This is a genomic window from Nocardia sp. NPDC057663, from assembly GCF_042799895.1.
Classification (GTDB): Bacteria; Actinomycetota; Actinomycetes; order Mycobacteriales; family Mycobacteriaceae; genus Nocardia.
The window spans coordinates 162,835-173,987 of record NZ_JBHVHX010000012.1; the positions used below are offsets into that span (position 1 = coordinate 162,835).

General features: G+C 68.9%; 12 protein-coding genes. 4 read left to right on the forward strand and 8 right to left on the reverse strand.

Annotated elements, in window-relative coordinates; translation table 11 throughout:
• Positions 1-191: 191 nt before the first annotated feature.
• Both ACFVAV_RS23835 and ACFVAV_RS23840 read left to right on the forward strand, forming a co-directional pair.
• Positions 192-1,016 carry a hypothetical protein gene (locus ACFVAV_RS23835; protein ID WP_379037358.1) on the forward strand — a complete coding sequence of 275 codons (825 nt, stop codon included), beginning with the start codon at positions 192-194 and terminating at the stop codon, positions 1,014-1,016.
• Positions 1,017-1,093: 77 nt separating this feature from the next.
• Positions 1,094-2,371 (forward strand): ammonium transporter, encoded by a 1,278-nt coding sequence (locus ACFVAV_RS23840; protein ID WP_379037359.1) that lies wholly within the window; start codon positions 1,094-1,096, stop codon positions 2,369-2,371.
• 132 nt (positions 2,372-2,503) lie between these two features.
• On the opposite strand, the gene ACFVAV_RS23845 is transcribed toward ACFVAV_RS23840, so the two are convergent.
• Positions 2,504-3,415 carry a neutral zinc metallopeptidase gene (locus ACFVAV_RS23845; protein WP_379037360.1) on the reverse strand — a complete coding sequence of 304 codons (912 nt, stop codon included), beginning with the start codon at positions 3,413-3,415 and terminating at the stop codon, positions 2,504-2,506.
• Positions 3,416-3,693: 278 nt separating this feature from the next.
• Here ACFVAV_RS23845 and ACFVAV_RS23850 point away from each other — a divergent pair, with 278 nt between their 5' ends.
• Positions 3,694-5,319, forward strand: coding sequence for a DUF2207 family protein (locus ACFVAV_RS23850; RefSeq protein WP_379037361.1), 1,626 nt, complete (start codon positions 3,694-3,696; stop codon positions 5,317-5,319).
• Between the two features lie 33 nt (positions 5,320-5,352).
• Here the strand turns inward: ACFVAV_RS23850 and ACFVAV_RS23855 are convergent, their stop codons facing one another.
• The 7 genes from ACFVAV_RS23855 to ACFVAV_RS23885 form a co-directional block, all read right to left on the reverse strand.
• The gene (locus ACFVAV_RS23855) at positions 5,353-5,787 is read right to left on the reverse strand and encodes a hypothetical protein (RefSeq protein WP_379037362.1); all 435 of its coding nucleotides are present in this window, start codon (positions 5,785-5,787) and stop codon (positions 5,353-5,355) included.
• Between the two features lie 95 nt (positions 5,788-5,882).
• Positions 5,883-6,125 carry a hypothetical protein gene (locus tag ACFVAV_RS23860; RefSeq protein ID WP_379037363.1) on the reverse strand — a complete coding sequence of 81 codons (243 nt, stop codon included), beginning with the start codon at positions 6,123-6,125 and terminating at the stop codon, positions 5,883-5,885.
• Entirely contained in the window at positions 6,122-6,778 is a 657-nt protein-coding gene (locus ACFVAV_RS23865) for an RNA polymerase sigma factor (RefSeq protein ID WP_379037364.1), read from the reverse strand. Before ACFVAV_RS23865 ends, ACFVAV_RS23860 begins: the two co-directional genes overlap by 4 nt.
• On the reverse strand, positions 6,775-7,017 hold the full coding sequence (locus ACFVAV_RS23870; protein WP_379037366.1) for a hypothetical protein: 243 nt from the start codon (positions 7,015-7,017) through the stop codon (positions 6,775-6,777). The genes ACFVAV_RS23865 and ACFVAV_RS23870 overlap by 4 nt, the downstream gene beginning before the upstream one ends.
• Positions 7,018-7,147: 130 nt before the next feature.
• A complete protein-coding gene (locus tag ACFVAV_RS23875) occupies positions 7,148-8,428 on the reverse strand; it encodes an ROK family protein (RefSeq protein ID WP_379037368.1) in 1,281 nt (426 codons plus the stop codon).
• Positions 8,429-8,771: 343 nt separating this feature from the next.
• A complete protein-coding gene (locus ACFVAV_RS23880) occupies positions 8,772-9,482 on the reverse strand; it encodes a hypothetical protein (RefSeq protein ID WP_379037370.1) in 711 nt (236 codons plus the stop codon).
• Positions 9,483-9,579: 97 nt separating this feature from the next.
• A complete protein-coding gene (locus ACFVAV_RS23885) occupies positions 9,580-10,167 on the reverse strand; it encodes an HhH-GPD-type base excision DNA repair protein (RefSeq protein WP_379037371.1) in 588 nt (195 codons plus the stop codon).
• 79 nt (positions 10,168-10,246) lie between these two features.
• On the opposite strand from ACFVAV_RS23885, the gene ACFVAV_RS23890 reads away from it, so the two are divergent.
• The gene (locus ACFVAV_RS23890; RefSeq protein ID WP_379037373.1) at positions 10,247-11,050 is read left to right on the forward strand and encodes a methyltransferase domain-containing protein; all 804 of its coding nucleotides are present in this window, start codon (positions 10,247-10,249) and stop codon (positions 11,048-11,050) included.
• Positions 11,051-11,153: the final 103 nt, after the last annotated feature.

The window sequence follows — 11,153 nt, forward strand, 5'->3', positions numbered from 1 at the left end:
ACTTTCTGGAAGTAACGAAACAATCAATGGTCGTGACAGTGACGCAAGCCACTAGCTACCGTGGGTCTCGGCAACTTCGGTGGCCAAACCTTCATCAGGTTGGTGACCCCGGCCGGTCCCTCATCCCGGCCGGGGCACAACCTTCGCGCACCGTATCGCTCCCCCACCGCCGACCGGAGGAACGTTTCACCGTGCTGTCGTGTGATGACATCGCAACCGCCTGGCTCGCCCACACCGACTTCGCCGGCGACCACGCCGCTGTCGGGCTGCTGAGCCGGGCGATCAGCCCCCAGGACTTCGACATCAAACGCGATTCGCTGCCCGTCGCCGCCGCGGCGGACCCGGCGACCGCCGCGGCCATCCTGCAACTGCTCGAACGCGGGCAGGTGCCGACGATGGCGGCGATCCGCACCCTCACCGCGCAGAACGAGATGCGCCGTGAGGCCGAGCGGATCGAACGCCTCGGCAGGCGCGCGCAGCGCAGCATCGACGAGTTCGGCCGCATCCTGGCCAGGCTCGCCGCCGCGCACTGGTCCGCGCACGGCATCGGCCCCACCAGGCGCGACATCCTCGCCGACGCCGAGGTCACCGAGCTCATCGCCGAGCGGGTCGGCGCGATCGCGCCCTCGGCGGTCAAGCATCTGTGGCTGATCGAGCGGGCGCAGCGCGCGGGCTGGATCGCCTCCAACGCGAACCCCGGTTCGCTGTGCCCGGCCCGCCGCTGGCACACCACCAAGTACGGCAACCGCGTGTCGCAGAAACCGGTCAACATGATCGGCAAGCTGGTCGCGGGTTACGTCGTCGAGCACACCACCGAGCGGGGCAGGCCGCCGGGCTGGGCCGCCCTCGCCCGCGATGTGCGCGACGACCGCGGCAGGCGGATCTTCTTCGACGTGGCCGACGCGCACGCCCAGCGGCGCTGGCTGATCACCGCCGAATGGCTCGCCGACGGCGATGACCTGCCCGTTCCCGGCAAGCGCGGCACCAGGGCGCTGGCGAAGGAAAACCGCGGCTAGAACCCGGCCGACACCAGCGCACGCGGTGAGCATTCGGTAATTTCCTTGCAACGCAATTACGCGTGGAAGGAGTTACCGTGCCCGCAACGATCGATCCTGCGGCCACCGCCTGGCTACTCGCGGCTACCGCCATGGTGCTGTTGATGACGCCGGCGCTGGCCGTCTTCTACGGCGGGATGGTGCGCTCCACCGGCGTGCTGAACATGCTGATGATGAGCTTCATCGCGATCCCGCTGGTCACCGTCGTGTGGCTGGTGGCCGGGTACAGCCTGGCCTTCGGTGACGATGCCGGCGGCGGCCTCATCGGCAACCTCGAGCACGCGGGCCTGGCCGGGATCAATCCCGACTCCGTGCGCGGCACGATCCCGGAACTGCTGTTCGTCACCTTCCAGCTGACCTTCGCGATCCTCACCGCAGCCCTGGTCTCCGGCGCGATCGCCGACCGCGCCAAGTTCGCGGGCTGGATGGTCTTCGTCCCGCTGTGGACGCTGGCGGTGTACGCGCCGATCGCGCACTGGGTGTGGGGACCCGACGGCTGGCTGCTCGATTTCGGCGCGCTCGACTACGCGGGCGGCCTGGTGGTGGAGATCGCCTCCGGCGCTTCGGCCTTGGCCCTTGCCCTGGTGCTCGGCCCGCGCATCGGCTTCAACATCGACGCGATGCGCCCACACAACCTGCCGTTCGTGCTGCTCGGCGCCGGTCTGCTGTGGTTCGGCTGGTTCGGCTTCAACGCCGGTTCCGCACTCGGCGCCACCGGCACCGCGGCCGCGGTCTTCCTCAACACCCTCGTCGCGGGCAGCCTCGGCATGCTCGGCTGGCTGATCGTCGAGCAGATCCGTGACGGCAGGCCTACTACCTTCGGCGCGGCTTCGGGCGCGGTAGCCGGTCTGGTCGCGATCACCCCGTCCTGCGGCGTGATCAACACGCTCGGTGCGGTGATCGTCGGTCTCGCCGCCGGCATCGTGTGTTCGTTCGCGGTCGGCTGGAAACACAAGGCGGGCTATGACGATTCGCTCGACGTGGTCGGCGTGCACTTCGTCGGCGGCATCGTCGGCACGATCCTGATCGGCCTGCTCGCCACCGAGGTGATGACCGGCGGCGTGAACGGTCTGCTCTACGGCGGCGGTATCACCCAGCTCGGCAAGCAGCTCGTCGCGGTCCTGGTGGTCGCCGCCTACGCGTTCACGGTGTCGTTCGCGATCGGCAAGGGCATCGACAAGCTCATCGGCTTCCGAGTCAGCAAAGAAGACGAAACCGCAGGTATCGACTTCGCCCTGCACGCCGAAACCGCGTATGCGGAAGGCGTACACGGCAGTTCACCTCGCCGCTTCGGCGAAGGCCACTACGGCGGCTGAGCCGCCTCTCCGCGGTTCTCGGCCGGACTGAGGTGCGGTGGGATCAGCGTTGGCGGCACGCGGTGTGATGCGGGGTGAGTTGGCTGGTGCCCGGTGAGTTACCCATGTGCTCGCGTGATCAGTAATCCGGTTCTAGCTCACTTCGCCGGCGGCTGCCGTAAAGGTATTGCACTGGGCGGTGAGGTTGCGGTCGAGACCGGTCTCGAACCACTGTCCACCGTGCTCGGAGGTGCCGTGATCGCGCATGTCACCGGGCCCGTCACCGCGGCCATAGGAATCCTTGGTGGCGACGGTGACCTGCGCGGCGGACAGTGAACCGCCGCCCTTCGACGAGGCGATGAACATGCCGTCGAAGCAGTTGGCCTGCAACTCGACTCGGCGCGAGAGCTCCAGGCCCTTGGGCGAGCGGGCGCCCGCGTCGACGCGTTCGCTGTTGGCCTTGCGCAGGATGCCCGACTGGGCCTGCACGTGGTGGCCGTACTCGTGCGCGAAGACCGACAGGTACACGACCCAGTTGTCACGGAACTGGTCGGTCTGCAGCTGGCTGATCGGCATGTAGATGGTCTTGTTCGCGGCGCAGTAGAAGGCGGCGAAGTTGCTCGTCGAACCGGTGCACGGGGTGGTGATGCCCGCGGTGGTCGCGGTGACGCTCAGCGTCGGCGACTCGAACGGCAGATTGTTCTCGGCCAGCAGCGGTTTCCACGCCGATTCCAGGCAGCGCGCGGCGGATTCGAAGAACGCGCGCGCCTTGTCGACCTGGGTGCTCCACGGCGCGTAGTCGCAGGAAGCCGGAACCAGGGTGCCGTCCGCGTCGGTGAGCAGCGGATTGTCGCTGGTCGCTGCCGGTGCGGTGCCGGGCTGCGGCTCGTAGGTGGTGCTCGGCTTCGGGCCGATGGCGCCGATCCCGACGTCGATTCCGGTGTTGACGGCGAACTTCACCAGGCCGCCGACCACCAGGAAGACGATCACCAGCAGCAGCGAGGTCAGGCCGCCGCGGCGTTTACGCGGCGGCGGGGTCGGGCGGCCGGGCGGGCCGTAGGGCATCGGCGGCGGACGGTAGCCCGACGGCGGGCCGTAGCCCTGCCGTGGTGCGTAACCCTGTGGATAACCCTGGGGCTGTTGATAACCGGGCGGGCCGTATCCGGGCTGCGGCCGATATCCCGGTGGCTGGCCATAGCCAGGGGGTGGCGGAACAGGTCGTCCACCTGGGCCGACCGGGCCATAACCGTATGGTGGTTGGGTCACGTCCCCCGTACCCCCTCGTCTAGTTCGTCGCCGACAGCCGCTGACGCAGGATAGCAAGCTGTCTAGAGTAAGCAGCCATGCTGACTTTTCGGGGGGGCGCCGCAGGCGCGCTGCTGCTCGCTTCGGCGGGTCTGCTCGCGGCCGCGCCGGTAGCCCACACGGAGCCCGCGCCGATCGGCGTCACCATCACCGCCGACCTCACGCTGACCGAAGCCGGTGTGCTCGAAGTCACCGAGACGGTCGGGGTGCCCGCCGACGGCAATTTCACGATGGCACTTCCGTTGCGCCTCAAGGTCGGTGACGACGTCGAACGAGTTTTCAAGGTCACCGACGTCACCGCGAGCGGCGCGGGCACCGCGACCACGGTCGACGATCAGTTCGTCGTCGAAGCGAAGCCGGGTGAATCCAAGTTCACCTACTCGCTGCACAACACCGTCTCCGACGCACCGGGCACCCAGGTGTTCCACTGGCTCGGCGTGCTCAATGCCGATATCGCCGCGCTCGACGTCTCGGTGATCAGCCCCAGCTATCAAATGGGCATCGTCGACTGCAAACTCGGCCCCGCCGGCAATGCCAAACCGTGCGCCGATGTGCACACCGAACCCGACGGCGTGCTGTACCTGAGCCAGCGCGATCTGCGCAAAGGTGACGCGATCGATCTCACTCTGCAGCTGCCGCCCGGCACCGTGCCCGCCAATGCCGATGTGCGCGGCGGCGATTCGAACGGGTTCTTCGCCTTCACCGCGCCCGTGTTCGCCGCCTTCGGCGCGCTGCTGCTGGCACTGGCAGGCATGATCGCCTATGTGCTGCTGGCCAGGAAGCGGGCCGCCGCGGCGCTCGCGGGCAGCGATGCGTTCGATCCCCTTGTCCAGCAGGGCGGCCGGGTGGACTTCACCTCGCCCGACGGCGTGCTGCCCGGCGAGGCGGGACTGTTGCTCGACGAGCACGTCGACCCGGTCGACATCGCCGCGACCGTCGTCGATCTCGCCGTCCGGCGCTACCTGTGGATCACGCCGGTGAACGCGCGCGGCGAGGACGACTGGCGGATCAGCCGGGTCAACGCACCCGACGACCAGCTGCGCGACTACGAGCGCGTCGTCTACGACATGCTGCTGCCCGAGGGCACCGACACCGTCGCCGTCCGCGAACTCCGCGCACCCGGCCGTATGCAGCTCGACCCGGTCCGCGCGGCCATGCGCGCCGACGCGGTCGCCACCGGCGCCTTCGCCGACCCGAAGCAGCGCGCGCTCCCCCGCTGGATCGGCATCGCCCTGATCGCGCTCGGTGTGATCGCCACGGTCGCCCTCGCGCTGACCTCCGGGCACGCGCTGGTGGGCGTCGCCATCGCCCTGGCCGGTGTCGCGGCGGTGCTGCTGCCCAACTACCTGCCGACCAGGACCACCCTCGGCGACACCGTTGCCGGGCGGGTCCGGGCCATGCAACGCGGCCTGGACACCGTTGCCCGCGAGCAGATCCCGCCGATCGACCAGGAGACCGTCTTCTCCCGCGCCCTGCCGTACACGGTGATCAGCGGCCGGGCCGACAACTGGATCCGCGCCTTCCGCGACATGGACCCGTCGGCCGACTCCCAGCCCGGCCTGTACTGGTTCGCCGGTTACGACCGCGACCGCAACCTGCACCGCTTCGCCGGCCAGTTCCCCTTCTTCATCACCGCCCTGGAAGGCGCGTTCAACCCCCGGTAGCAAGCTCCGGGGGCGCCGCACCAAGCGGAGATTTCAGGGTTTCCGGGTAGGCAGGCCGTTCGGGTAGGCCCAGGCCAGGCGGGTCAGGACCAGCGCTGCGGCCATCAGGCCGAAGTCGCGCAGGGCGATGTCGCCGTAGCCGCCGACGAGCAACAGGTTGATGATGATGCCGCCGAGCCAAGCGGCCACGAGCGGCGCACCCAGGCGCGGGAACACGAGCACCGCGATGCCTGCGATGATTTCGATGACGCCGACCATGTTCATCGCGGTCTGCGCATCACCCGGCACGAGGTCGTTGACGACCGGGGCGAGGTAGCGGGTCCAATCCTCGGTGAGGATGTTGGCGAACTTGTCGAGCCCGAACAGGATGGGCAGGACGCCGAAACCGAGCCGCAAAGCCCAGAACGCTTGGTAGCCGGGGTCGGTGGTGGAGGGCGCGTGCTGGTTTCGATCGGTGTGCACAGTCATCTGTTGCTCCTCGAAGGCCGATGCGGGAACTGATTGCCGACCCGAACCGGGTCACACTGTTAGTGACCGCCGCGGCGCAGGTCTTACCTGCGGGCCTACTTTTCTTGCTGCGACTGCTGGTCGATCAGTTCACGGAGGGCTTGCGCCTCTTCGGCGCACGCACCGCACCCGGCCAGGTGAGTCCGCATGGCCGGGTCCTCGTAGCGCGGGTCCGCACCGCAGCGCTCGACATACTCGTCGATCCGCGCGAAGCAGTCGTCGCAGGACAGATACGGGCTGGTGTCAGCCAGCAGACCGGCGATCATCTCGGCGGTCAGGGCCAGATTCGGATCGGTCATGAGATGCTCCGCTCGGGGCCCGCGTCGAGCTGCCCGCTGTCGATCAGGGAGGCGCGCAGCTTCCGGCGGGCATCGTGCAGTGTCTTGTAGAGGGCGTTGCGGGTGCTGCCCAAACGATCGGCCAGCACGTCGATCGGCACCTGCTCCACCACCAGCGCCAGCAGGATGTGCCGCTGATGCGGGGTCAGGTCCCGTGCGATCGCACCTTCGATCGCGCGGGCGAGCTCGGACCCGGCCACCACGGCGTCCGGGGTCGGTGACCGGTCGGCGAACGAGGCCCATGCGTCCGGTAGCAGGATCTCGCGGTGCCGCCACGCTTGCCTGCGCACCGCCACGCCCGCATGATGCACCCCGAACTTGTAGACCCACGTGGTGAAGCGGCTTCGCCCCTGGAACGTCGGGAGCCGGCGGAGTACGGCGACGACAGCGTCGTTGGCACATTGCTGCGCCAAGTCCTCCAGATCGCCCGCGCCCACGCCGGGCAGGAGTCCACGCAGCCGCCATACCTGATGCCGGGTGGCCCGCAGCGCAACCTCGCGCAACCGCTCCACCGCGTGCTGACCGGCAGCACCTCGGTCGGCCAGATCGGCCAACCACTGCTCATCGGTCTGTGGATGCACCACGCCGGAGGTCGCGGGGTTCACAGTACTCACCGTAGCGCCTCCCGCTCCGGCATCGGCGCGAGAATGCGCACCGCCAGCTCCGGTGCGCAGCCCTGGTCGACGAGCTGCAACAACGCATGCAAATCGAACCCGGGATCGGCGACGACAGCCTCGGCCAACCGCGCCGGGAAGCCCGACACCACGAGCCACCGTTTGCGCCAATCCCGGACATCGTCCGGCAGCCCGAGCCCACGCGCGGGTCCGGTCCGTGGCATCGGATGAGCGATCATGCACCTTTAGTGTCACCCGGCGACGGTTTCTTACCCCGGTCGACGGTGCGATCGCGCACCCGACCCACATCCGGGTCCCGCTCGGGCTCGGCCACGACCGGTGCCGGGCCCGATCCGCAGTACCAGGTCCTCAGATCCGGCGGATGGCCGCGAGCGGGTCGGCGTAGAGCGCGCTCAGTGAGGTGACCACCGCGGCGAACTCCTGTACCTTGCCGCCGAATCCGCTGATCCGGATGTCGGTGGGTGGCAGCTGGGTGCTCTGCGTGAACGCCCTCGCCACGTGCGGCAGCGCGGGGCGGTAGCCGGTGAACGCCTGGCCGCCGAGCACGACCCGGTCGGGGTTGAGCATGTCGCGGACCAGGGCGACGGTCTGGCCGAGCATCGTCGCCCGCTCCGCGAGCAGCTCGCGCGCGCCCTCGGACCCGGATTCCGCGGCGCGGTAGAGGTCGGCGATGGTGGTGCCCGCGGTTCCGTTGTGCGCCGGGATGATTCCGCGGCCGACCGCGCGGGCCTGCAGGGCCCGGTCGCCGACGGTCACTTCCAAGCAGCCACGTCGACCGCAGGTGCACTGCACGTCGGAGCCGGTGGGCAGGTGTGCGATGGAGCCGGGGCCGTTGTTCGGGGTGTGTACCCGGCCGTCGAGGGTGACGGCGATGCCCGCGGTCTCGCGGACGTAGAAGTAGAGGCTGCTGCCGTGCTGGGTGGCGGGCAGTTCGGTGTCGGGTTCGGGCCTGCGCGCGTCGAAGGTCGGCAGCAGCAGTTCCGAGGCGGCCATCGCTTCGACGTGCGGCGCAACCGAGACCGGCAGTTCCAGCACATCGCCGAGGACCTGCCCGATCGGCGCGCCCTTCCATTCCAGCTTGGGATGGTCGACCACGCCGGCGTGCGGATCGACGCGCCCGCCGATGGCCACGCCCGCCCACAGCGGTGTCCGCCGATGCCAGCGCTGCAGGAACGCCTTGGCGCTGCGCGCGACGGTGGTGACCGCGAATTCCTGCCCGGTCTGCGGTGTCGCGATGGCGAGGCCGCCGAGAATGCGTCCGCGCAGGTCGGCCGCGACGATCTTGGTCGCGGCGGCACCGACGTGGATACCCAGCGTCAGGTAGGCCTCGTGGTCGATCTCGAACGGCACCCGGGGCCGCCCGACCGCGCCTGCGGCGGTCAGATCGGGACGCTCACGCAGCAGACCCGCCGAAAGCAGCGACGCCACTTGCCGATTCACGGTCGCGATGCTCAGACCTGTTGCCCGCGCGGCATTGTCGCGGGAGACCGGGCCGGAGGCGGCGGTCCGCAGCACGGCAGCGGCGGGGTTGTCGCTGCGGCGCAGCTCAGGGGCGACGACGGGGCGGGAAACCCGAGGACGACCGGCGCCCGCCCGAGCGACGGGGCGATCGATGATGGGAGTAGACATATGAAGTTCCTTGCTGAAATCCCGTTGTCCCAACGGAATTGCCGACACGTGTGGCGTGGCAGCTCGTGAGCCGGAAACGGCCCAGCTGCAGCATCAGGAACGACAAAGTTCACGCGTCAACGGCAACCGCAGACCCAGCGCGGCGGTCACATAGGTGACCCGCTTGGCGGTGAGGTGGTTGCCGGACATAACAATCAAGTTAACACCTAACCCGGACCCATCCAAGCCAAACCGGCGGATTGTGCCGCGCGGCACACCATTTCCCCAGGTCAACGCCCCTGGCACCGGAGCGCAAAAAGCGCCCCACCCGGCGGACCGGATGGGGCGCTCGCGCGTTGCCCGGCTACTTGGCCGGGGCGGTGAAGGGTGCGTTGATGGTGGTGAAGTACTGGATCGCGGCGCCGATCGCCACGGGGGCGGTGATGAAGATCTGACCGGCCAGGGTGCCGAGCGCGCCGATGGCCAAGATGCCACCGATGCAACCGACGGCGGCAGCGGGCAGGAACGGGCCGAACAGGCCGATGATCGTGGCCGAGGCCACGGTCGCGCCGACGATACCGCCCAGGACGCAACCCACCGCACCGCCGGCGAGACCGCCGACGAGAGTGCCGACCGCCGCACCGGTGGAGATGGTGGAGGTCAGCCGCGACCAGGCCGCGACCTCACGGTCGTACTCGGACTTGAACGGCGCCTTGTCCTCGAAGGGCAGCGCGACGGGCTTGTAGACCGCCTTGGCCGGGTCGAGCTGCGGGGTCAGCGTCGCGGTGTTGCCCGCGATCTCGGCCGCGATCGGCAGCTCGAATTCGTCGAGCCGGAACGACAGCGGAGTGGCCGCGACGGTCGTGCCGTCGGCAGCCTTCACCTTGAACGCGCCTTCCTCGACCACCAGCGAACCCGCGTCGGTGGTGATGACGGACTTGCCGTCGACCTCCTGGGCGGTGAAGCCGACGGGAGCATCGGCCTGCGGGGCGGGCGCCGCGACCGAGGTGCCCGTGGCAACACCGGTTGCCATGGTCAGGAGCGCCGCAACCACGGCGAGCTTCCTCATCTTCATAAAACTGCCAATCCCTCATCTGTCGTGGAGCTGTTCGAGAAGCAAGCTTCGAGCAAATCCACGCTGGTGACGAGGGAAAAACGCAGGCAGATCGTAATCAGGAATTCGTACCGGCGGACTTCGCGGCCGCTTTCGCCTGTTTCTTGAATTCCCTTACTTCGGCGAGTGTTTCGGCATCGACGACATCGGCGACCGAGCGGCGCGACCCTTCGTCGCCATAGGATCCGGCCGCTTTCTGCCAGCCGTCGGGACGCACGTCACGCTGCTTGCCGAGCAGCGCGAGGAAGATCTTCGCCTTCTGCGCGCCGAATCCGGGCAGGTCCTGCAACCGGCGCAGCACCTCCTTGCCGTCGGGATCGCCCTCGGTCCAGATGTTGGCCGGTACACCGTCGTAGTGCTCGATCACGTACTGGGCCAGCGCCTGCGCGCGGCGCGCCATCGACCGCCCGTAGCGGTGGATGGCAGGCGGCGTCGCGGCGAGCTCCTCGAATTCCGCCGGATCGGCTTCGGCGATCCGGCGCAGATCGAATCCGTCCATGCGCTCGGCGAGTTTGCGCGGCCCCCGGAACGCGTGCTCCATCGGATACTGCTGATCGAGCAGCATTCCCAGCAGCAACGCGAAATCATCGCTGCTCAGAAGTTCGTCGGCCTCGGGGTCCTGCGCCAGACACAGCGTACGAGTCATACATTCATCGTGACACAGTTCACCAGTAGCCTTTGAGTCCATGCTGACCAGGACCGAGGCTCCCACGATGGCGGTAAGTATGACCGACTACACCCCTCGCCCTGCCCGCTTCGATCAAGCGGGCCAGGACCAACTGATCGACGCCCATGACCTGGAGGTCACCCAGCCCGGGATGCGCAGGCTACGGGCCTGGAGCCATGATGCGCTCGGCTTGCGGCCGGGTGAGAGCGCCCTCGATATCGGATCCGGTACCGGCTCGGAGGTGTTCGTCTTCGCCGACGCCGTCGGGCCCACCGGCACCGCTGTCGGCGTCGAACCCGATCCGAACCTGATCGCCTCGGCCAAGCGCCGGGCCGAGGAGCGCGGCTCGGCGGCGACCTTCGCGACCGGTGACGCCTACGGCCTGCCGTTCGGCAGCGACACCTTCGACGCGGTGCTCTGTGAACGGGTTTTCCAGCATCTGACCGCGCCCGCGCGCGCCGCGGCCGAGATCGCCAGGGTGCTGCGGCCGGGTGGCCGCGCGGTGGTGGTCGACAGCGACTGGAAGACAGCGATCGTGCACCCGGGCGATCCCCGGGTGGTCGGCGCCGTGATCGACACCCTGATCTCCTCGACCACGAACCCGCTGTCCGGGCGCAGGCTGGCCGGTCTGCTCAGCGATGCCGGACTCGTCGTCGACGAGATCGGCTCGCACGCGCTGGTGCAGGACCGCAGTGTGGGCGCGGGCGCGCTGGTCAGCCGGATCGCCGGGCTGGCCGTGCTGCGCGGGACGATCACCGCCGCCGAGCGGGATCGACTGGTCGCCGACCTGCAGGCCGGCGCCGATCGCGGTGACGTCCACATCTCGGTCACCATCTTCGGCGTGCTGGTGCACAAGCCGTAATACCGGAGAGCCGAACTCAGCCGGCACGCCCCGACCCGAGGAGGGGCAGGCCGACGCAGTCGGCCGTCGGCGGCCGTCCCGCCGGTCAGGCGCCGTGGCGTAG